General features: G+C 56.5%; 13 protein-coding genes. 7 read left to right on the forward strand and 6 right to left on the reverse strand.

All coding sequences use genetic code 11. The features are described from left to right. The first annotated feature begins 36 nt into the window (after positions 1 to 36). On the forward strand, positions 37 to 780 hold the full coding sequence (locus tag Q1K76_RS00720; RefSeq protein WP_158096841.1) for a WG repeat-containing protein: 744 nt from the start codon (positions 37 to 39) through the stop codon (positions 778 to 780). Positions 781 to 995: 215 nt separating this feature from the next. On the opposite strand, the gene Q1K76_RS00725 is transcribed toward Q1K76_RS00720, so the two are convergent. Further along, positions 996 to 2561 (reverse strand): fibronectin type III domain-containing protein, encoded by a 1566-nt coding sequence (locus Q1K76_RS00725; RefSeq protein ID WP_300130294.1) that lies wholly within the window; start codon positions 2559 to 2561, stop codon positions 996 to 998. A gap of 195 nt (positions 2562 to 2756) precedes the next feature. Between Q1K76_RS00725 and Q1K76_RS00730 the strand changes: the two genes are divergently transcribed. The 3 genes from Q1K76_RS00730 to Q1K76_RS00740 are packed head-to-tail and all read left to right on the forward strand — an operon-like array spanning position 2757 to position 6076. Next, positions 2757 to 3257, forward strand: a complete 501-nt coding sequence (locus Q1K76_RS00730) for a hypothetical protein (RefSeq protein ID WP_300130296.1) — start codon at positions 2757 to 2759, stop codon at positions 3255 to 3257. 14 nt (positions 3258 to 3271) lie between these two features. Beyond that, the gene (locus tag Q1K76_RS00735; RefSeq protein WP_300130298.1) at positions 3272 to 3769 is read left to right on the forward strand and encodes a hypothetical protein; all 498 of its coding nucleotides are present in this window, start codon (positions 3272 to 3274) and stop codon (positions 3767 to 3769) included. Between the two features lie 18 nt (positions 3770 to 3787). After that, positions 3788 to 6076: a hypothetical protein gene (locus tag Q1K76_RS00740; RefSeq protein WP_300130301.1), complete on the forward strand. Its 2289-nt coding sequence runs from the start codon at positions 3788 to 3790 to the stop codon at positions 6074 to 6076. A gap of 83 nt (positions 6077 to 6159) precedes the next feature. Here the strand turns inward: Q1K76_RS00740 and miaA are convergent, their stop codons facing one another. Genes miaA through Q1K76_RS00755 form a run of 3 tightly spaced genes read right to left on the reverse strand, consistent with a single transcriptional unit; the run spans position 6160 to position 10564 of the window. Next, positions 6160 to 7077, reverse strand: a complete 918-nt coding sequence (gene miaA / locus Q1K76_RS00745; protein ID WP_300130305.1) for a tRNA (adenosine(37)-N6)-dimethylallyltransferase MiaA — start codon at positions 7075 to 7077, stop codon at positions 6160 to 6162. After that, entirely contained in the window at positions 7070 to 8365 is a 1296-nt protein-coding gene (locus Q1K76_RS00750) for a hypothetical protein (protein ID WP_300130306.1), read from the reverse strand. Before Q1K76_RS00750 ends, miaA begins: the two co-directional genes overlap by 8 nt. 18 nt (positions 8366 to 8383) lie before the next feature. Next, positions 8384 to 10564, reverse strand: a complete 2181-nt coding sequence (locus Q1K76_RS00755) for a S9 family peptidase (RefSeq protein ID WP_300130308.1) — start codon at positions 10562 to 10564, stop codon at positions 8384 to 8386. A gap of 368 nt (positions 10565 to 10932) precedes the next feature. Here Q1K76_RS00755 and ruvA point away from each other — a divergent pair, with 368 nt between their 5' ends. Next, positions 10933 to 11514, forward strand: a complete 582-nt coding sequence (gene ruvA, locus Q1K76_RS00760) for a Holliday junction branch migration protein RuvA (RefSeq protein ID WP_258326460.1) — start codon at positions 10933 to 10935, stop codon at positions 11512 to 11514. A gap of 60 nt (positions 11515 to 11574) precedes the next feature. After that, on the forward strand, positions 11575 to 19014 hold the full coding sequence (sprA, locus tag Q1K76_RS00765; RefSeq protein ID WP_300130311.1) for a cell surface protein SprA: 7440 nt from the start codon (positions 11575 to 11577) through the stop codon (positions 19012 to 19014). 49 nt (positions 19015 to 19063) lie between these two features. Here the strand turns inward: sprA and Q1K76_RS00770 are convergent, their stop codons facing one another. Beyond that, on the reverse strand, positions 19064 to 21643 hold the full coding sequence (locus tag Q1K76_RS00770; protein ID WP_300130313.1) for a hypothetical protein: 2580 nt from the start codon (positions 21641 to 21643) through the stop codon (positions 19064 to 19066). 353 nt (positions 21644 to 21996) lie between these two features. Here Q1K76_RS00770 and Q1K76_RS00775 point away from each other — a divergent pair, with 353 nt between their 5' ends. Further along, positions 21997 to 22896: an exopolyphosphatase gene (locus Q1K76_RS00775; protein WP_087408102.1), complete on the forward strand. Its 900-nt coding sequence runs from the start codon at positions 21997 to 21999 to the stop codon at positions 22894 to 22896. Positions 22897 to 22902: 6 nt separating this feature from the next. Here Q1K76_RS00775 and Q1K76_RS00780 read toward each other — a convergent pair whose 3' ends face one another. Then, positions 22903 to 23553, reverse strand: a complete 651-nt coding sequence (locus tag Q1K76_RS00780; protein ID WP_087408101.1) for an AAA family ATPase — start codon at positions 23551 to 23553, stop codon at positions 22903 to 22905. Positions 23554 to 23596 lie beyond the last annotated feature (43 nt).

Genomic DNA, 23596 nt, shown 5'->3' on the forward strand with positions numbered 1-23596 from the left:
TATTTGTTGACGTTTCCTTTTTATTCTTACCGACTTATGAAAAGCAGTTCGAAGTTTAACTCGTTGGGAGGGTTCCCCGATTTGGAGTCGTTCAAGGACGAATCGGGGAAATATGGCTACCGGGAGAAGCACTCCGGTAAGGTATTTATAGCTCCGCAATTCGACGCCGCCCACTCGTTTCACGAGGGGGTTGCCGTGGCGATGATCGACCACAAGTATGGGTTCATCGACCGGCACGGGCTGGCGGTAGTCAAGTTTGACTACGACTGGGCCCACTCTTTTCATAACGGTCTGGCCCTGGTCGAGCGAAACGGACGATACGGGTACATCAACCAGGAGGGTAAGGAGATAGTCCCTATCGTATATGAGCATATTGCCGATTTTCACGAAGGCCTCGCCCCGGTGAAGCTGCACGACAAATGGGGCTTTATCGACCCCTCGGGCAAGGTGGTGATTCCGCCGCGCTTCGACGACTCGTGGTGTTTCAACGAATCGCTGGCTGCCGTGCGGATGGACGAGAAGTGGGGCTTCATCGACAAGACGGGCCACCTGCTCATACCGCTGCAATACGATTTTGCCTGGAACTTCAAGGAGGATGTCGCCGCCGTGAAACAAAACGGGAAATGGGGCTATATCGACAAGGCCGGGCAGGAGTTTCTGCCCTTCCTCTACGACGAGGCCGACTCCTTCTCCAAAGGGCTCGCCGAGGTGAAACTCGATACGCTGTGGGGTGTCATCGACAAGACGGGTACCTGGCAGAGAAACGAAGAGTGCATCTGAAAACACGCAACGAACCATATCACTATTTATACGGATAAAAGAGCCAGTCTCGCCTCACAGGAGGCGAGACTGGCTCTTTTTTTGACTCTGCTGTTGCCCGGCTTAGGCTGGGGCGGGCGAGTCGTCCGTACGGCGATAAACGGTTGAAAAAAGAGGGGCGACTCAACGAATTGAGCCGCCCCCGCTTTTATATAGGTTGAACTATATGTGGATTGTTACCGAACTACCTTGATGGCATGGTTACCCACTTTTACAATGTAGAGTCCCGCACCGGGCAGGTCGTAGACGCCCTCCGATTCACCTGCGGGAACCGACAGAAGCAGGGCTCCCTTGACGTCGTAGAGGTTGACCGGCTCGTTGTCGGGGTTGACAACGTGCAGCTTGCCTTCGCTCACGTAGGCCTTGACACCGTCGAACTTCTCGCTGGTTACCGACGAGGGGAGGAGGTCGATGAATTGCAGGTCGGAGTATCCGCTCTGGTATACAAAGGTTCCGTCGCCCAGGTAGGCCGAAGATACGTTATAGGCATAACGCTCGCCGGGGAAGTTGTCGAGGTTGGAGAAGTCCATGTGAGTCTCTTCGGTAAAGAGCGATTGCAAGGGGAGCATCACCTTCTGGTCCTTGTTCATGCTCATCTCTACCTTCAGGTTGTCGAGCATGATGATACCGTTGTCTTCGGTGAAGATGATGAGGTAGCTGTCGGGTTGTCCGCCCGTGAGCGTAATGGTCTCGTGCTTCAAGGTGCCTTTGGGAACCAGGAAGGTTTGCGGCGTACCCTCGATGTTGATGCTATTGTCTTCGCCTACCGTGGCAAAGGCAACGATGGCAAATACATCGGTAGTCGACGAGGCGTGGATGCTCAACCAGTCGACGTCGATCGTTACGGTACCGTCGCCCAGCGAGAAGTCGAGTTTCGGCGAAATCATGTAGCCCATGTCGAAGAAGTCGGGATACATGTTGTCGATACCCAGGGCACCGTCGGCAAAGGCGGTTACACTGATGTACCAGTCGGCCATGCCGGCAAATTCGTCGAAGTAGTAGGGGCTGAACGATTCGAAGGGATCGGTGATGGTCATGTCGCCCCACGGTTCGTAGCTGGGCGGGCAAACGGCATCGGCAAAGTCGGTGTCGATAATCGACAGCTTTTCGTCGGCCAGAGCCGTATGCTCCTTATACAGGAAGGGGGTGTAGCCTTGCGAATAGGGAACCTCTTCCCAGTTGGCGGTGAAGCTGTTCGAAGTGATGTTGGTAGGCTCGAGCGGCAGGGGAGCGGTGAGTTGCGGAACGGCCGGCATGGCATATCCCGACTCTGCCGATACGCCGACACCCTTCGATTGTACAATGTAGTAGTAGGTGAGCGAGGGGGCGCAGCCGGTTACCGTCATGCAGGTGTCGGTCGTCTCTTCCTGGCGCAGCAGATAATTCGGCTCCATCGTGTAGTTGTCGACCACCAGATTATAGACGCTTACCAGGTAGAAGGTAGCACCCTCGACCGGACGCCAGCGGGCCTTGAACGAGTCGCCGGTATAATCGACACACGACATGAGGTCGGGCGAAACGAGCTCGGACAAGATGGCATACTCTTCGGAGTAGGGCGAAAGCTGGGCGGCGTTCTTGCCGCGAACGGTGAAGAAGTAGGTGGTCTCAACCTCCAGACCCGAAACCTGAAGGCTCGTGGTCGTAGTCTCTTCATCTTTCAGTTTGTAGACTTTTTGGTTGTTCTCATCCTTGTAATAGAGGTCTACGAGATACGAGGTGGCGCCATCCAGAAGTCTTGTCACAAAAATAAGAAAAGAGTTTATTCCTAAATTAAACCTATGGTAAAAAATGGAACCGTTATGACTTTTTTGCTATCGTAATGACAGACCGGGATGCAGCCGGTATGCCGCGCATTTTTCAATCGTGCCACGATTATCGCCGCAGGGCAACGGATATTTGCGGCAGATATTACCAACCCATAAACAAACAAGCAGGAGATGATTTACAATGTACTTTCTACCGCCATTCCTCTGTTGGGCAGTCTCTTTGCCACGCAAAAGGGGAAACAGCAGGCCAACCAGGCCCTGCAGGCACAGCGACAGCAGTATGAGCAGGAGTTGTCGCAACTGGACAACCTCTTCAACCGCACCTATTACAGCAACATGCTCGACCGGTCGGACGTGAGGGGGCTGCTCAGCGATATGCGCGAGCAGATGGCTACCTCGACCCAGGCTCTGAAAAACAAGGCCAGTGTCACCGGGGCTACTCCCGAGTCGATTACGGCTGCCCAGAAGGCTCAAAACCAGGCCTACGGCAAGGCGGTGAGCCAGGTGGCCAGCTATGCGACCGGCTGGAAGGAGAATGCACTCAAGAATTACCTCTCGGCCCGTACGGCTCTGGAGGAGTATTACCGACCGGTGAAGTCGAACTACATGGGCAATATCCTCGGCAGTTCCTTCTCGTCGACTTTCAACACGCTGAAGAATTTGTTTAACTAAAAATCCATTTTACAATGAGCAATCGCATAACTGTCAACGGGGAGTCGGCTCCCCAATCGCCCCAGCTCGCCGACTATATGGGCGGGGGGAAGTGTTTCCTGGAGTCGTGCCGGGCCTACCTCGACGACCTGCATCGCGAGGACGACCCCGACGACCGTCGCGGGGAGGCCCGCCGCGAGCTTGCGGCCCTGCGCGAAGTGCTGGAGCTGCTGCGGCAACCCGACCGCGACATCGACACGGGTATCGCCGCCATCTGGCTTCCCCGTTCGTTCGACGAGAAAGAGCGTCGATACCGCAACTTCCGGCTGTGGTCGGACTTCGCGTCGGGGCAATACCGGCCCGAGTCGTGCTGTCCCGCCCTGAGCGAGAAGGCGCTGCTGAAGGCGTTGCAGGCGGGGCACAACGATTTCGAGTGCAAACACCACCTTTTCAACCTGCTGGTATCGGCCGGCTTCCCCCGCAAACTGGCCTGCCTGCTGGCCAAGTATCTGGGCCATCGAGTTACAAACTAATTTTATCTGTCGAAGAGTATGAACAAGTTACAAAGCATGCCCTCTGTCGAGGGTAACGGGATATATGGCTGGGACCTTATCAATCCCTATCTGCAAGAGTTGTATCGGAATCAGGAGGAGGGGGCCGACGGCGACCTGCCGGCCTATACGGTTCCGCTGCCGGGCGAGAACCTCCCGGCGGGCGCGGGTGCCGTGCCGTCGCACCAGGTGACCGTTCCGCTTCAGCCCGATTTCCCCGTCAATCCCGACCCCAAGGTCGAGGAGCCGCGCAAGCTGCAGTCGCTCACCGAGGGGTTGAACCTAGCGGGGAAACGCATCTGGAACGACCTGAAATATTCCAAAGGGTATATTCAGGACCTTTTCTCCGACGACAAGAGCGACGCGGCCAAAAGCGCGCTGGAGCACCTGCCCGAGTATGCGGGCAGCACGCCGGAGCAGTTGCAGCAGAAGGCCGATTCGCTGGGCCGTGAGCCCGAGCAGAAACCCGTCGACCGCCCCCGCATCGAGCTGGAGGGGCTCGAGGAGTATCGCCGTTTGCAGGGCGAAGGGCTGCCGCAGGACGAGATTGCCCGTCAACTCTCCGAGACGGCCCGGTGGGGCAACGAAGGACGGCGCATCATGGAGGAGGCTCGCGCTACCGAAAACGCCTTCCCCGAGACCGAGGGGGCGGCCGTGGCCGGCGAAATCCTCTCCGATGTGGCCCGCATGGGTATCCCCGTGGCGTTGGGGGCTATCTCGGCGCCGGTGGGTGTGGCCGCCGGGGTGGCCAGCGTGGGGGCGTCGGTAGCCGAGAGCCATGCCCAGGCGCAAATGGAGCTCGACAACTACGAGGAGGAGACGGGCGAACCGCTCTCGGCCGGACAGCGGGCGGCCTATACCGCCATCAGCATGGGGGCCGATTTCCTCTTCGATGCCCTGCTCCAGAGCCGCTACCTCGGCAACCTCTCGAGGGGCGTCAAGCGGCGGGCTTCGCAATATTTCAAGGATGCGCTGCTCAAGAACAAGGAGGCACGGCGCGAGGCGACCAAGCTGATGAACAGCTTGAAGTATACCGACCAGTCCCGGATGAAGATTGGCGTATTGAAAGATGTGGGCGTCGGAGCCCTCTCCGAGGGGGCCAACTCGGCCATTCACGACGTGGGTCGCATGGCCTATGTCAATCCCGAAGATTATCCCACCCTCAGCTCCATTTTGCAGAATGCCGCCGTCGGTATGGCGGCGGGGGCTACAACCGGAGCCGTAGCCGGGAGTATAGGTCGGGCGGTCAATCGTCGTCGCAATGTGGCCCTGCGCGACCGGCAGGAGGTTATCGGTACTCTCGAATATGGAGGCTACACGACCGATGTCGTCGACTACGACCCCGAGACCCGTACCGCTACCGTCGTGCTGCCGCAGCGCGAGGAGCCGGTGAAGGTCCCCGATGTCGACATCGACATGATGCGCCCCATCTCCACGGGCGAACTGAAACAGCGTGCCCGGGAGGCGCGGGCGCTGCACGAACCCGACCCGCTGGAGACGGTGTTGCGCGACCCTGCTAAAGATCAGGCTTGGCGCGAGATGTCTACCCGCGGAAAATATCACCTCACCAAAGATTTGGCCGACCGCATGGGGCTCGACAATGTCTATATCTATGAACATCAGTCGGATATTCCCAAATCAATACCTCAAGAAGAAAAAGAAATTATATCCGGGTTCTATTTTCACAATGGAGTCATTGGCATTATACTTGATAATATACCTTCTTATGAAATGCTCCAGCACGTTCTGTTGCACGAGGCGGTGGGCCATCGGGGGCTCGATGCTCTTTTCGGTAACTCCTATTTCAAGGATGAGTTTTTGATGAAGGTCTATCGAGCTATGCCCAGCGTTTGGAAGGTAAGTGGAGATTCATGGGAAGCTCGTAAAGCTGATGCGGAAGATTTTTTATCTGATATGGCCGCAACAAAAACAAATACTTCTGATTGGAAGCGGTTGTGTGGAGACTTGAGAAATATGCTTCGGATTTTTTGGCCGGGTATGCGGTTTTCCGATGGAGAATTAGCGAACATGGTTAGTCTCTCACGTCGAGCTTTGCGAAACGACGGTTCTATTTCAGCCTGGAATCAGGAGGTGCGGCGACAACTGGGTGAAGTGGAGTATAACAATCGATTAGGTACCCCTTTGACTGAGATGGAGCGGGAGCCTTACCGCCTGTTGTGGGAAAAGGATCCCCAGTGGCAGCGCTACAAGCGCTTCTACGACGAGGTTTATGGCGAGCCGCAAAAGCGACCCAATACAAACTCACCCAAGCCATCGGCGGGGAACTGAACAGTGAGGGCTGTGCCGGTATCGGCACGGCCCTCGGTTTGTATATCTGAAAAGTTGCGGCCAAATATCCAACAGACAGCATCCTATCGGCGGGCTATCTCGGCCTCGATGCGGACCAGCTTCTCCTCCATCGGGAGGAAGGCATCGAGCCAGAAGATGTGGAACCCCCGCCGCTCCATACCGCGAAACCAGGTCATCTGCCGCTTGGCGAACTGGTGTATGGCAATCTCGAGGAGCGAGACCATCTGGTCGTAGGTAGTGCGGCCGATGAGGTACTCGGTGATGTATTTATACTCCAGCCCGTAGTAGATGAGGGACTCGGGGTCGATGCCCCGGTCGAGCAGCCCCTGCACCTCGGCCACCATGCCGGCCTCGAGGCGGTCGTGCAGTCGCTGGGTGATGCGGGCGCGCCGGCTCTCCCGGTCGATATTCACCCCCACGATGAGGGCGTGCTCCACGGGGTGGGGTACCAGTTGCGAGGGCTCCTGGCGCGAGTAGTACTCGGCTATCTCGATGGCCCGTATCGCCCGCTTGCAGGTGTCGGTGTCGGTCTGGTTGTGCAGTGTCTTGTATGTCTTGAGTATCGCCTCGAGTTCGGGCAGCGACTTGTCGGCGAGCGACCGGCGTAGCTCGGGGTTCTCGGGCACCGGGGGGAGGGAGTAGCCCTTGAGCACCGCCTCGAGATAGAGGCCGGTCCCCCCGCAGAGGATGGGCGTTTTGCCCCGTGCCACTATCTCGTCGTAGGCTTGGTGATAGTCGCGGATGTATTCAAAGAGGTTGTATTTGTAGCCCGGGGGGCAGATGTCTATCAGGTGGTAGGGGATGGTCTTGCCCCCCACGGTATACTCCGCCAGGTCTTTGCCCGTGCCGATATCCATCGAGCGGTATATCTGGCGCGAGTCGGCACTGATGATTTCGGTATCGAGGCGTGCCGCCAGGGCGACAGCCAGCGAGGTTTTGCCCGAAGCGGTGGGGCCCAGTATGGTTATCAAGTCAAGCATCGCAGCAGGTTGAAGAGTGACGTTTTCGTAACAGTTTTTGGAACCAGAGGTCGATGCGCCCCAGCAGCCGGTCTTCGTTGTGGCGGCTCACATAGAGCCAGATGGGGTCGTCGAACTCGATGTTCAGTTCTTGCAGGTGGCGCAGCGTAAAGGCCGGCTTGTAGCCCCGGATGGGGTATCGCCGCTCGCCGTTCATGCGGTAGGTGCGGGCGGCATTGACCACCGTGCAGAGGCGGGCGTAGCACTCCCGGAAGAGGGGGTGGAGCCGGTGCTCCCGGTTAAGCCGAGCAATCTCTTTGACCGTATACCAGCGGCCGGGGTAGCGGTTCATTTTAGGCGTATCTTTGTCGGAGAGAAATAAAATATAATGTCCAACTTGTCGTGATCTATTCTCGGAGATTGTGGAATTTAAATGTCGTAAATTAGGATTTTCAATTTGTAATTCTTCCGAAATGATTTGATATACTAATTCTTTTTCGCTAGCAATACAGTCTGCATATGTTTTGTGTATAGGAATATCTAATCCTGAGCTATTCTCCCTCTCATGTTCCCTTTCTTCCTTTCGTTCTATAAGAAATATTTGTTCTTGGCATATAGTCAAGATACGAATAATTCCATAAAAGTGTTGTTTCCCTCCAGATTCAACTGAAGTAGTTAATGACAACCCTTTCCCCGACGGATGAATCGCCATCTCTAAAAGCCAGCGACGAATGGTCTCGAAGAGAATAAGGGCCACGCACAAGGCTGCCGGGAAGAAGAGATAGAAATAGCGGCCCAGCCGGCTCTGGGTATCGATGCCCCAGAGGAAGAGTGCCCACGCGACCACCGCCACGATAAGTGATCCGAAGAGGAGGATGCGGATGATGTAGTAGGCTTCGAGCCGGGTATAGTCGCCCAGCAGGTTGCGCTCCCAAATACCGCCCCGTTTGACGACACACTGGAGGCAAAAGGTGGGCTGGATGTTGTGCTGCTCGAACAGATAGGTGAGCAACGCCATGAAGGGAGCCTGGAAGAGGACCATCGGGACAAATGGAAGATGGAGCAACAGTACCCCAATCCATAGGACTCCACTTAATAAAAGAGCCCATCCAACCACCCAGATAATGGTCCCGCAACCTTTATACAGCTTGATGAAGAAAGAAGCACTGTACATGCAAAGGGCCCCCACGACAATCGAGGCGATGGTAATTACCCACTCGCCGAGCAGAGGCGTGAGCACCCACAGCACGACAGCCGGCAGGAGCTGCAGCGAGTAGATGTTGGTCCAGCTTATTTCACGATTCTTCATCACGGGGTAGGCAGGTGTTTATCGGTTCAGCTTGTCGTTGAAGAAGTTGCACACCCGCGTGAACAGGTGCAGTCGGGTGTTGCAGCCGCGGATATGGTGGTCTTTGTTGGTGTAGATCTGCGAATCGAACTGGATACCGGCCTCGACCAGAGCGGCCGAATATTGCAACGTATTGAGATAGTGTACGTTGTCGTCGGCCGTACCCGAGACGATGAGCAGATTGCCCTTGAGGTTGGCGGCGTGAGTGATGGGGGCCGATTGGCGGTAGCCGTCGCCGTTCTCCTGCGGGGTGCGCATGAAACGCTCGGCATAGATGGTGTCGTAGTAACGCCAGTCGGTCACGGGAGCGATGGCCACTCCGGCGCGGTAGATGCCCCCGCCGGTCGACATGGCCATGAGGGTTTCGTATCCGCCGTAGCTCCAGCCGTAGATGCCGATGCGGTTACCGTCGACATAGGGCAGGGAGCTCATGTAGCGCGCCCCGGCCACCTGGTCTTCGGTCTCGTATTTGCCCAGATGCATGTAGACGGCCGTCTCGTAGGCCCGGCTGCGGCCGCCGGTACCCCGACCGTCGACACAAGCCACGATGAATCCCTGGCTGGCCAGGTAATACTCCCAATCGACTTTCCAGTCGTCGAGTACCGATTGCGAACCGGGTCCGCTGTATTGCGACATCACCACCGGGTAACGCTTCGAGGGGTCGAAGTTGAGCGGCTTGAGCATGTAGCCGTTCATCGGTTCGCCCGCCGCATTGGGGCAGGTGAAAAACTCCTTCACCGGTAGTTGGCTCTGGGCCGCAAAGGTCTTGAGAGCCGCATTGTCCTCGAGGGTGCGCAGCGTCTTGCCGCGGGCATCACACACCGTCACCACCAGCGGCTCGCTACTGCTGCTGTACCGGTTGATGAAATAGGTGCACGAGGGGTTGAACACGGCGGTGTTGGTGCCCTTCAGGGTCGAGAGCTTGGTCTCCACCCCCTTGGCATTTATCTTGTAGATGGCCTTGTAGAGCGGGCCCTCCTGATTCGACTCGTAGAAATAGGAGCCGCTGTTGGCGTCGTAGCCGAGGAAGCTCGACACGTTCCACTCGCCGCGGGTAATCTGGCGGGCCAGCGTGCCGTTGTAGTTGTAGCGGTAGAGGTGCTGGTAGCCGCTGCGGCAACTGGCCAGGATGAAGAAGTCGGGGTAGAAGGCGAGGTTGTCGAGGATGGGCTCGTCGATCCAGGCCTTGTCGGTTTCGCGCAACAGCAGTTTCGACACGCCCGATTTGGGATTGACGGCGTAGATGTCCATCTCGTTCTGGGTGCGGTTGAGGGTGACCACCGCCAGCCGGTCGGGGTCGGGGGTAAACTGGATGCGGGGGATGTAGCTGTCGGCCGAAATCGGCAGCTTCATCTCCTTCAGGGCACGCGTGTCGACGGTGTAGGAGTAGACCGATACCCGCGAGTTGGTCTCGCCCGCTACCGGGTATTTGTAGGTGAAGCTGCCCGGGTAGAAGCGGTATTCGGGGTAGGCGGGGCAGTAGCCCTCGTAGAGTTGGAAGGCATACATGGGCACCTGGCTCTCGTCGAACTTGACAAAGGCCAGCGTCTCGTCGTTGGGCGACCATTGCAGGGTCGAAGTCATGGCAAACTCCTCCTCATAGACCCAGTCGGGCACACCGTTGATAATCTGGTTGCGCTTGCCGTCGCGGGTCACGGCCACCTCGGTGCCGTAGTCGAGTTTCTTGATATAGATGTTGTTGTCGCGCACGAAGGCCACCATGCGGCCGTTGGGCGAGTAGACGGCTACCTGTTGCTTGCCCCCCTCGGAGAGCGGCTTGAGCAGGTTGCGGCGTATCTCGAAGGTGTAGTAGGTAGCCTTGAACGAGCGGCGGTAGATGGGTTCGGAGTCGGCATAGATGAGCAGGTGCTTCTCGTCGGGGCTGAGCGAAAAGCCGTCGAAGCTCTTCAGGTCGCACTCGCGGGCCGTCTTCACGTCGAAGAGGGTGTCGACCTCGTGGCCGGTGCGGTATTCACATTTGACAATGCGGGTGTTGCCGTTGGTGGCGGCGTAGTAGTGCACCCCGTCGGTCGAGGGGTAGGTCTCGGCCACATCGTGCGGACGGAATTTTTCGGACGTAATATCTTCCAGTGTAAAGGCCTGGGCCCGGAACGAAATCAGTGCGATGGCGCACATGAGGGTAAATGCTATTCTTTTCATTTCGAGAGTGATGATAGATTCGTAACTCCATGGAACGCCCGCAGCTCCTCCGGCAGAACTCCTGCCCGGGTGCCCGGCGGCCGCTCCGTTTATCTATACAAAAGTAGAAAAAATACCACAAAGACAACTATTTCTATATCGATAAACGTACAATCCGGCCAAATTATTTCGGCCACAGGCCGGTCGGCGGGGGTGCATCCCGTGCGATTTGGCGGGGCGATATTTCCCCGATTCCCGATAAATTGCTAAGTTTGCAATCCGATACGGGCGAGGGCCGCCGTGGCCGGCAAGCGGCAGGGGCCGATGCCGGGAGCATCCCGGTCGAGGTCCGGGTTATTGAATATGAATAATTTGAAAAAGAGAGGATTATGATCGAATATATTACCGGCGAGGTGGTAGAGGTGACTCCTGCCACGGCCGTAATCGAGTGCATGGGCATAGGCTATCTGCTCAATATTTCGTTGAACACCTATTCGGGTCTGGCCAAGGGGAAAACGGCGCGGCTCTATGTGTATGAGGCTATCCGCGAAGATGCCTACCAGCTCTACGGTTTCGGCGACCGTCACGAGCGGGAGCTGTTTGTGTCGCTCATCTCGGTTTCGGGGGTGGGGCCCAACACGGCGCGCATGATTCTGTCGTCGCTCAATCCGGCCGAACTGGAGCAGGCCATCGTCTCGGAGAATCTGAATTTGCTGAAATCGGTGAAGGGAATCGGGGCGAAAACGGCACAACGTGTAATTGTTGACTTGAAGGATAAAATAAAACCTACCGACAATCCGTTAGTAATAAGTACGCCCGCAGCCTCCGAGGTTTACGAGGAAGCCGTGGCGGCGTTGGTGATGCTTGGCTTTTCGCAGCCTCAATCGCAAAAGGCGGTGCAGAAACTGTTGCGCGAGACCCCTTCGATGAAGGTCGAGGCGGTTATCAAACAGGCTCTGAAAATGCTCTGATACCGACGCAGTGCCTTTTCTCTTTGAAAGGCGAGCGGGGATTATGTGCAGGAGTATCGAATGAGAAGACGGATAAGGATTGGAACGATAGTGGCTTTGGCTTTGAGCGGATTAGGTGTCTATTCCGCTTTTGCAGCCTTGCAGGTGGCCGAGCCGCAGAATACCGCGCGCAACGCCCAGGCGGCGCAGGCGGGGAGTGCCGATCGTCCGGCTTCCGACTCGATAGAGATGCGTTTCCCCGTGGCCAAAACGGTGCCCGAGTCGTACGACGAGATTGACAAGAAGGCTCCTGTAGACCTGGAGAACCCGTCGAACCTGAAGACCGAGGTGGAGTATGACCCCGAGACCAACTGCTATGTGATTCACACGCGGGTGGCCGGTGTCGATGTCACTACCCCCTTCATGCTCTCGGCCGACGAGTACAACGAATACACGCTGCGCAAGTCGATGCAGCAGTATTACCGCGAGCGCAATGCCCAGAACTTTGCCGAGAACAGCAAGTCGGAGTTCAACTTCCTCGACATGAACTTTTCGCTCGGGCCCCTCGAGAAGGTCTTCGGCCCCGGCGGCGTGCAGTTGACCACCCAAGGCTCTATCGAGCTGAATATGGGCTTGAAGTACAACAAGCTCGACAACCCGGCCCTGCCGATGAGTTCGCGTAAAAAGACCTACTTCGATTTCGACGAAAAGATACAGGCATCGGTCACCGCCAAGGTGGGTGACAAGATGTCGTTCAACATGAACTACAACACCGATGCGACCTTCGACTTCGACTCCAAGAACCTCAAGTTGCAATACGAGGGCAAGGAGGACGAAATCATCAAGAACATCGAGGCCGGTAACGTGAGCATGACTACCGGGTCGTCGCTCATACGAGGCAGCACGGCCCTCTTCGGTATCAAGACTACCATGCAGTTCGGCAAGCTCACCGCCACGGCCCTGATCTCGCAGCAGCAGTCCGAGTCGAAGACGGTCAACGCCAGCGGCGGTGCCCAGACGACCCCCTTCGAGATTCAGGCCGATGCCTACGACGAGAACCGCCACTTCTTCCTGGCCCACTTCTTCCGCGACAACTACGACAAGTTTGCCTCGAAGCTGCCCTACGTATCGTCGGGGGTGAGCATCAACCGCATCGAGGTGTGGATTACCAACAAGCAGGGCAGCTACGAAGAGTCGCGCAACATCGTGGGCTTCATGGATTTGGCCGAGAACAGCCGCATAGGCAACTCGCACTGGATTTCGACGACGGCCCAGCCCAACCCGATGAACAACTCCAACTCGCTCTACTCCGAAATCAAGAACGGTTACCCCGATGCCCGCAACATCAACCTGGTGACCCAGGCGCTGGAGCCCCTCTCGGCCTACGGAATCGAGGGCGGTCAGGACTATGTGAAGATCGAGAGTGCCCGCAAGCTCTCCTCGTCGGAGTATACGTTGAATGCGCAGTTGGGTTACATCTCGCTCAAGAGCAAGCTCAATGCCGACGAGATGCTGGCCGTGGCCTACGAGTATACCTACAACGGGCAGGTCTACCAGGTGGGCGAGTTTTCGGGCGATGTGACCGATACCGACCAGTGCCTCTACCTGAAGATGCTGAAGAGTTCGACCGTATCGACCTCGCTGCCTATCTGGGACCTGATGATGAAAAACGTCTATTCGTTGGGCGCCTATCAGGTGCAGAAAGACAAGTTCCGCCTCTATATCAAGTATATGAGCGACTCCACCGGCGTGGCCGTCAACAACATACCCGAGGGAAACATTGCCAACAAGACCCTCTTGCAGGTGATGAACCTCGACCGCCTGGATGCCAACGAAACCGAGTATTCCGACGGTATCTTCGACTACATCGAGGGCTATACCGTACAGTCGTCGAACGGCCGCATCATCTTCCCGGTCATCGAGCCCTTCGGCAGCCACCTGGCCGAACAGATAGGCAACGCGGCCATTGCCGAGAAGTATGTCTATCAGGAGTTGTACGACTCGACCCTCACCGTGGCCCAGCAGGTCTCCGAGAAGAACAAGTTCATCATGACTGGCGAATACAAGGCCTCGTCGGGTGCCGAGATAAGCCTCAACGCCATGAACGTGCCGCGGGGGTCGGTGGTGGTGACCGCCGGCGGTATGACGCTGGTCGAGAACTCCGACTACATTGTCGACTATGCCATGGGTGTCGTTACCATCTTGAACCAGAGCATCATCGAGTCGGGTACCCCCATCAGCGTTTCGCTCGAGAACCAGTCGATGTTCAACATGCAGCGCAAGACCATGTTGGGCCTCGACCTCAACTACGCCTTTTCCAAAGACTTCAACATCGGGGCCACCATCATGCACCTGAGCGAAAAGCCCCTGACCGAGAAGGTGAGTATGGGCGACGAGGTGCTCAACAACACGCTGTGGGGTGTGAACCTGTCGTACAACACCAGTTTCCAGTGGCTCACCAACTGGATGAACAAGATTCCCACCGTCAACGCTACGGCGCCGTCGACTCTGGCCCTCACCGCCGAGTTTGCCCAGCTCATTCCCCACCAGTCCAAGACCGGCAGCTCGCAAGGCTCCTCCTATATCGACGACTTCGAGTCGACCCAGACGGGCCTCGACCTCAAGTCGCCTTACTCGTGGACGCTGGCTTCGACTCCCTACGATGCCGCCTCCGACGCGCTTTTCCCCGAAGCCCGCTACTCCAACGACGTGCGCTACGGGCAGAACCGCGCCTTGCTGTCGTGGTACTACATCGACCGCATGTTCACGCAGAAGACCTCGAGCCTCATACCCGCTCACTTGAAGAACGACCTGGACCAGCTCTCCAACCCCTACGTGCGCGAGGTGAGCGTGCGCGAGATTTTCCCCAACAAGGAGATCAACTACGGCGAATCCACGACGCAGCAGACACTCAACCTCTCGTACTATCCGCAGGAGCGGGGCCCCTACAACCTCGATGCCGACAACATCGACGAGCAGGGCCGGTTGCTCAATCCCGAAAAACGGTGGGGCGGTATCATGCGCAAAATGGACTATACCGACTTCGAATCGTCCAACATCGAGTATATCCAGTTCTGGCTCATGGACCCCTTCCTCGACGAGAACCAGACCAACCACAAGGGCGGAGAACTCTACTTCAACCTGGGTGAGGTGTCGGAAGATATTCTGAAAGACGGAATGAAGTCGTTCGAAAACGGTCTGCCCATCGATGGCGACACCACCCAAATAGCCACTACGGCCTGGGGTAAGGTCTCCAAGCGGCAGTCGCTTACCTACGCCTTCGACAACACGAGCGGAACCCGCACCCTGCAGGATGTGGGTCTCGACGGTCTGACCAACGACGAGGAGTACGGCTTTTCGTCGTATAAGGATTATCTGGCCAAGCTCGAGGCCAAATTGTCGCCTGCCGTGGTTGAGGAGATGCGGCAAGACCAGTTCTCGCCCTTCAACGACCCCGCCGGCGATAACTATCACTTCTACCGCGGCCACGACTACGACGATGCCCAGACCTCGATTCTGGACCGTTACAAGCACTACAACGGTACCGAGGGCAACTCGCTCTCGACCGAGGATGTGGCCGACTCCTATTACCAGTCGTCCAAGAGTGTGCCCGATGTCGAGGACATCAACCAGGACAATACCCTCAACGAGTACGAACGCTACTACCAATACCGCATCTCGCTCTGTCCCGACAGCCTCGTGGTGGGCAAGAACTACATCACCGACAAGCGCGAGACTACCGTACCCCTCCGCAACGGACAGGAGGGCAAGGCCGTGTGGTACCAGTTCAAGGTGCCCCTCTCTCAACCGCAGAAGAAGGTGGGCTCTATTCAGGATTTCAAGACCATCCGCTTCATCCGTATGTTTATGACCGGCTTCGAGGTCGAGACCCACTTGCGCTTTGCCACCCTCGAGCTGGTGCGGGGCGAATGGCGCACCTACGACTACGCCGTAGACAAGGCCACCAACTCGCCGGCCCAGGGCAACCTGGACGTCTCGGTAGTCAATATCGAGGAGAATGCCGGTCAAGAGCCCGTCAACTATGTGTTGCCGCCGGGGGTAACCCGTATCATCGACCCGGGACAGTCGCAGATAACCCAGCTCAACGAGCAGGCCATGTCGTTGAAGGTGACCGACCTGCCTACCGGCGAGGGTCGTGCCGTCTACAAAAACAGCGGCATGGACATGCGTACCTACAAGCGGTTGCAGATGTTTGTCCACGCCGAGAAGCTCATCGACGACAACACCAACCTGCGCGATGGCGACGTGTCGGTATTCCTGCGGTTGGGTTCCGACAACAAATCGAACTATTACGAATACGAGATACCGCTCTCGCTCACCGAGCCCGGTACATACAGCACCTACAATACGCAGGACCAGGAGGCTGTCTGGCCCTCGTCCAACATGTTCGACTTTCCGCTTTCGGTCTTCACCGACCTGAAGCTGGAGCGGAATGCCAAGAAACGGCAAGAGAGTTCGGGCGTAACCTTCCAAACCCGCTATTCGATCTACGACCCCGACAAGGCGCAAAACAAGGTGACCATCGTGGGCAACCCCTCGTTGAGCGACGTGCGCACCATGATGATCGGTGTGCGCAACAACTCCAACGCCACCAAGTCGATTACCATCTGGGTGAACGAAATGCGCCTGACCGATTTCGACCAGTCGGGCGGCTGGGCGGCCAAGGCCAACATGAACCTGGGACTGTCCGATATTGCCACGCTCAATATTGCCGGCCATGTCGAGACGGCCGGTTTCGGCGGCATAGACCAGAGCCTCACCGAGCGGCGCCTCGACGACTACTACCAGTACAACATCGCCACGATGGTCGAGTTGGGCCGTTTCCTACCCGACAAGGTCAAGCTCAGAGCCCCCCTGTTCTACTCGCTCACCGAGCAGCGCACTTCGCCCAAGTACAACCCGCTCGACCAGGATATTCTCCTCAAGGATGCCTTGCGGAATGCCGGCAGCCAGCACGAGCGCGACTCCATAAACGACGCCTCTATCGAGCGGTCGACGGTCGAGAGCCTCAGCCTCTCGGGCGTGATGTTCGACATCCGCAGCAAGAACCCCATGCCCTACGACCCGGGTAACTTCTCGATCAGCTACTCCTATAACCGGCAGTCCAACCAGGACCCCACGACCGAGTTCGAGAATACCTACGACTACCGGGGCAGCTTCACCTACTCCTACACGCCGTTTGTGAAACCGTGGGTTCCCTTCAAGGGGTTGAAGAGCAAGTCGAAGCACCTCAAGTTCCTGAAAGAGTGGGAACTCTACTACCTGCCCAGCAACATCGCGTTCAATACCAACATGTCGCGCTACTACTACGAGCAGCAGATTCGCGACGTGAGCGGTTCGGGCGGTATGGCCCTGCCCATCAGCGTGAGCAAGAACTTCCTGTGGGACCGCCAGTTCTCGCTGTCGTGGAATCTCACCAAGTCGCTCAATTTCTCGTTGCAGACCATGACCAACGCTCATATCGAGGAGCCGGTGGGGGCTGTCAACAAGGAGCTTTTCCCCGACGAGTACAGGGCCTGGAAAGATACCGTGATGACCAGCATCAAGAACCTGGGTACGCCCTGGAACTACAACCAGACTTTCAACGCCTCGTATACCGCGCCGTTCAGCAAGATACCGGTCATCGACTACATGTCGTTCACGGCCAAGTACAACGCCACCTATACCTGGGACCGCGGAGCTCAGGTATCGAGCGACATCGATCTGGGCAACACCATCAGCAACCAGGGACAGCTCAGCCTCGATGGCCGCTTCAACTTCGAGCAGCTCTACAACAAGTCGAAATATCTGCAGAAGATCAACCGCCGTTTCTCGTCGAGCAATCGGGGACAGTCGATTAAAAAGAAGGAGCGCAAGTTCGAGCGCACCATTCTGCTGCGCGAAGACACCACGGTGACCTTGCGGCACAACCTCAACAACAAGAAGGTGAAGGTGGTGGCCCGCGACGATGCCGGCAAGCGGGTGGCCCTGCGCACCAAAGTCATTGACGCCAACAGCGTGATGATTCTCGACAAGGGTACCCAGCGGCTGAATGTGGTGATTACCCCCGGCAAGGAGAAACCCAACTTCTGGAAAGAGGCGGCCGAGTATTCGTTGCGGGGGCTGATGATGGTGCGCAACGCCAGTGTGCGCTACCGCAAGACCAACACCACCTCGCTGCCCCTCTTCTCGCCCAACATCGGCGACATATTCGGGCAGTCGAACTCCTACGGTCCCATGTCGCCCGGTCTTGACTTTGCCTTCGGCTTTACCGACGAGAACTATGTCTACCGGGCCAAGGAGCGCGGCTGGCTGCTGTGCGACTCTACCCAGATAAGCCCCGCCGTAATCGGTCGTACCGAAGAGTTCAACATCGAGATTGCCCTCGAGCCGATACGGGGGTTGAAAATCAACCTCACGGGCAACCGCACCGACACGCGCAGCTCGCAGATGCAGTTCATGTATGCCGACATGCCTACCACCCGGGGCGGAAGCTATACCAAGACCCATATCGCCCTGAAGACCGCCTTCCGCAGCAGCTCGTCGAAAGACGGCTATGCGTCGCAAGCCTTCAACGACTTCCTGCGCAACCGCGAGATTATCGCTTCGCGTCTCGAGGCCCGCTATGCTCAGGGTAACTATCCCAACCGGGGATTTATCGCCTCGACCGGCCTGGCCGGGCAGCCTTACGACGTGGCCAACGGCGGGGTGAACCGCAGTTCGGCCGACGTGATGATACCCGCCTTCCTGGCCGCCTATTCGGGTATGGATGCCAACAAGGTAGGGCTCTCGCCCTTCCCCGACATTACGGCCATTCTGCCCAACTGGCGCATCACCTACGACGGCCTCATGCAGGTGCCTCTGATTAAGAAGTATTTCAAGGCCTTCACCCTGTCGCACACCTACCAGTGTACCTATTCGGTGGGCTCCTACTCGTCGTACCTCAACTGGGTGGAGTCGGACGGCGATTTCGGTTTCATCCGCGACGAACTCTCGGGCAACCCCATACCCTCGTCGCCCTTCGACATCTCGTCGGTGATGATTACCGAGCGTTTCGCCCCCCTTATCGGTCTCTCGGTCACGCTGAAGAACAACATTACCGGCAATATCAAGTTCAACGACTCCCGTACCCTCACCCTCAACTCGGCCGCCGGCCAGATTGTAGAGGCCACGACTACCGATTTCACTATCGGGGCCGGGTACAAGATTGCCAACTTCAACACCATCCTGAAGCTGCGGGGCTCGCAAACGGGTGTCAGCAACGACCTCACCATCAACGCCGATTTCTCGTTCCGCAAGAATCAGTCGCTCATCCGCCGCATCGAGCAGAACTTTACCCAGGCCACCAGCGGCACCCGCACCACCATGATCGAGCTCACGGCCAACTACGTGCTGAGCAAGCGCATCACGGTGGGAGCCTACTTCGACCACCAGATCAACACCCCGCTGGTATCCTCGTCGTCCTACCCGATAACCAACAGCAACTACGGTATCTCGGTGCGCCTCTCGCTGGTGAAATAGTCTGCATCAGGAGCCGGACGGAGGCGAGTCTCTTCACGTCGGTCTTCCGTCAGTACAGTCGGGAGTTGAGGTCGAGAGGAATAGCGAGCGTGTCGGCCGCCCACAGATGGAAGTCGGGCATCACGTCGCCCGAAAAGAAAATCCGATAATATTTGTAGGCCGGGCCCGTAATGCGCAGGGTCAGTTTCCCCGGTATTTTTCCGCTGTTCGACAGCTGCCCCACGGTGACAAACTTGTTTTCGGCATCGTTGCCTCCCCATAACGAGAGAATCGTTTTCTTCCCGGACGACGAGACCCGCAGCGAAAGTTCCCTCCACCGTTGATAGCTCTCGCTCTGGAGCGTGATGGGACGGGTGAGCAGTACAATCTGTGCCGTATTGTTCCGTATCTCTTTTTGCAGATCGAAGATATTCCCTTGTTCATCCTGACCCAACAGATGTGTGGCATCGTAAAGATACGAGGTGTAGACTTGTGTCGTGCGGTATATATACATCGAGGGCAGATGCAGAACCACCGTATATCCGAGTCGAGGTTGGCAGAATAGCAACTCTTTTTCGATGGGGTTATAGGCGATGATACACCCTTGAATGAAGTCGGAGAGCGGTGTCGTGTCGCAGGTTGCCTGTAATATATTGCTCGAGAGCTGATAGTCTTGAAGCTTCGAATTGTCTTCGTAGGGCAGTTCGTCGAATGCCAGGAGCTGCTGCGTGGTCGCACCCTGTAAAATCGATAGCCCTTTTGGAGTGGCAAACAGGATAGCCTCTTCGAGGGGAATGATGGGATATTCCCTCGAAATAGGTTCACGGCTCAACTGGTGCTGGTTGCTGTAGCACACCTCGCCCGAGCCGCTTTGCAGGGCCCAGATGCCCTCTTCGGTAAAAAGGTAGAGCGGGAACTCGCCGAACTGTCCCTCCGACAGGGCGGTGGTAATGCTCGCGATGCCGGTGATGGCTCCGTTCGATACCGAGTAGGTTTGTTCGGCCGGAAAGACAAACGGGTTTTCATACTTCGATACCCGCAGAATATTGTCCTGCGTATAGACGTCGTTGCTGGGCGAGGGGATGGTCAGGGCACTCGAGCCCGCTGCCGAATCGACCTCCAGAGGTGCTGCCACAAACGAATCGTCGAGGTAGTCGGCCCGGTTTTCATACTCCGAGGGGGTGAGCTCGATGCGCTTGCGGTACAGTCCCGACGCGCTTTTCACGACAATCTCCATCAGGTAGGCATTGCTGTCGGGGTAGGAGATGAAGGGCGAGAGCTGGTTGTAGAAGTAGTCGGTCGTCCCGCTCCACACCACCATGCTTTCGCCTCGCTCGGTTTTGAGGTAGGTGCAGATATAGGCCTCGGCCGGTTCGGCATTGGTTCGCCCCGTAGTCTGCATGATCAGCGGGAACCCCGGGAACATCTTGCGGCTCAGGTTGGCCTGGTGCAGCCGCTTGTTGAGCACGTAGCTCACTTGCGCTCCGGTTGAGAGCAGGGTCGTATTGTCGGGCGATAGCACCTCTTCGTGTACCAGCATGTCGGGGCGTATGTCGCTGTAAAAGTCGTACCATTCGCCCACCTTCAGGTTGCTCCAGTCTTCGATCGAAGTTATTTTGTAGAAGAGCGAACTTTGCATGTATTGTTTCTTGATTTCGTTCCGGTCCAGAAACGAGATGTCGCCCGTGACGTAAAAGACGGTGTTGCCGTTCTCTTGGGTACGCTCGATTTTGAAGTCCATGCCTTGCAGCGTTTCGCCCGTCTCGAAAATCGTGGCTTCGGGGGTTACGAAGAAGTCGATACTCTTCACGATGTCCTTCCAGTTTTCGAGGTTCAGACTGTGAATGAAATATTTGACGATGAAGTTTTCGGCAATAATCTGTCCCTCGTAGGTTCCCGTACAGATGTTGTTCGAGTTTTTGATGCGGATTCTCAGTTGCGAAGGCTGTATGGGGTTGGCCTGCGAGAGCATGACGGGAGTCGACGAGAATATGCGACTGCCGTCGTAGAGGGTGAGTGCATATCGAATGAGTATGGGCTGAATGAAATAACGCCGTTTCCAGGCCTGCTCCTGCAGTTGGAAAAAGGCATCGTAGTAGGCCCCGTTGTAGAAGTTGGTCTCCTCGGTCTTAAGGTAGGTCGGGTTGTTGTAGGTCTCGGAGAAGGTGTGCTCGGGCACGATATAAGCGTCGGTATAGCGGGTATAGGCCGAGAACGAAATCTCGGGAAAGTCGGGTTGCTCGCCCAAAAATATATATTCGCCCTCTTTGTAGAGCAGGTAGTAGGTATGCTCGGCACAGATGACGATGAGGGTGTTGCCAATCGACTGAACCGACAGTGCGGTACTCCCGTTGAGGGTAAACAGCTCTTTTTCGACAGGCGTTATCTTTTCGCTATCCCGGTCGATATTCACCTCGTAGTAGAGGGCATAGTCGTTGGCCGTGATGTGATGCTCTCCGTCGTAGCAGGTATGCACATAGAGCAGTCGGCGGTCTTTCTCCTGGGTATTGTACAGATACTTGGGGGTGCCCACGGGAATCAGGTGGCCCGATTGTTTGCGCAGATTGACCACCGACGAGCAGTCGCCCGGCTGGGCAGTCGCAGGCGAAGCATGGCGATTCATGCCGTTGAAGATAATTCTCGATTTCATAGGACAGAAAAATTTCCGGTAAAAGTAATGCCGGCTCTCTCTCGACTTGTGGCATGATGATACTCTTTGAAAGAAGGAGGCCCTTCCCGACTATTGATAAATACCTGATAATAAAACAGGAGGGGCCTCCTTGCCCCCTTGGTGCGGGGTAGAAGGCGCATTGCCCAAGCATAACCAATCACTGTTTTGCGCCTGAGTTTGTACCTGAGTATAACATGCGAGCGGGGCAAATGGTTGAGTCGGGGGTGAGCCGTACATGCAAAAAATAGGGGGGCGGGGGCGATATTCTTGCCTTTGCGACGTTCAACATACGGGATAAATGCGTATCTTCGCTCAGAAAGGAGATAGGCTTTATGGACAAACTCAATTTTGCTGCAATAGATATTGGCTCCAATGCCGTGCGACTGCTTATCAAGGGTATCAATCCGGATGAGAACGTAACCGATTTATCCAAGGTCTTCATCGTGCGTGTGCCGTTGCGGTTGGGGCAAGATACCTTTACCAAAGGGCGTATCTCTACCGAGAAGACCGAGAAGCTGCTGCGACTCATGCACGCCTTCTCGCAGTTGATGCAGGTCTATAACGTAGTCTCCTACCGGGCCTGTGCCACCTCGGCCATGCGCGACTCGTCGAACGGGGCCGAAATCGTGCGCTATATCTCCGAAAAGAGCGGCATTCACATCGAGGTTATCGACGGTCTCGAAGAGGCTCGTATCGTTTACGACAGCCACATTGTCGACCAGTTTGAGCAGGAGGGCAATTTTGTCTATGTCGATGTAGGTGGCGGCAGTACCGAGGTGAGCATCATCAGCAACCGCTCGTTGTTGCAGTCCCAGTCGTACAACATCGGTACGGTGCGTATCCTCAACAAGAAGTTGAGCCGCAGCGAACTCTTCCGCATGTACCGCGACTTGAGGCGGGTGAAAGAGTCATATCCCCGAATCTCCATCATCGGCTCGGGCGGGAACATCAACAAGCTGCACCATCTGGCCAAAATACCGGCTCGCGAGCCCCTCACCGTAGAGCGCCTGCTCGAGTTGAGAAACGAGCTCAACAGCTATCCCATTGTCGAGCGCATCGAGCGTTTCGGCCTCAAGCCCGACCGTGCCGACGTCATTGTGCCTGCAGCCGACATCTATCTGCAGATAGCCACACACATCGGCGCGCAGGAGATATGGGTGCCTACCATCGGTATCGTCGACGGTATCATCTATTCGCTCTGCTCCGATTATCTGGAGATGCACAAAAAGTAAGGGCTTCTATTTTTTCTTCTTCTCCCACTTGGGACGTTGGTCTTTCTTCAGGATAAAGTCGCGTATGAAGAGAGCCGTCTCTTCGCTGCCCAGTATCGACGAGTCTATCGACAGGTCGTACGACGACGATACCCCCCAACCCTTGTCGGTATAGAAGTTGTAGTAGGCGGCGCGCAGTTTGTTTTTCTTTTCGGCCAGTTCGATGGCCTCCTTGCGTGTCATTCCTTGCGAGCGGCTCAGTATGCGGGCAATGCGATCCTCGAGCGGCGCGTGTATGAACACGTTGTAGCATCGTGGATATTGGCGCAGGATATAGTCGGCACATCGTCCTACGATTACGCATGATTGGGTCTCGGCCAGTTTGCGGATTACGTCGGACTGGAATTTGAAGATGTATTCATTCGACAAACCTCCGTCGCCCCACAAGCCTCCGGCCCCCGTGAGCCAGTTGATCGAGAACGAATTGAGCAGGGCGCTCGGGGCGCGTTCGTCGGCCTTCTCGAAATATTCGGTGCTGAGTCCGCTCGACTTCGAGGCTTCGTTTATCAATTCCTTGTCGTAGTAGGCGATACCGAACAGTTCGGAGAGCCGCTTGCCGATTTCACGGCCGCCGCTGCCGAATTGCCGGCCTATGGTGATGATGAGGTTGTTGTTCATAATGTCGTGTATAGATTCGATTATCCAACAAACTTACATTAAA

This window comes from uncultured Barnesiella sp., assembly GCF_946496565.1.
In the GTDB taxonomy this organism is placed as follows: domain Bacteria; phylum Bacteroidota; class Bacteroidia; order Bacteroidales; family Barnesiellaceae; genus Barnesiella; species Barnesiella merdigallinarum.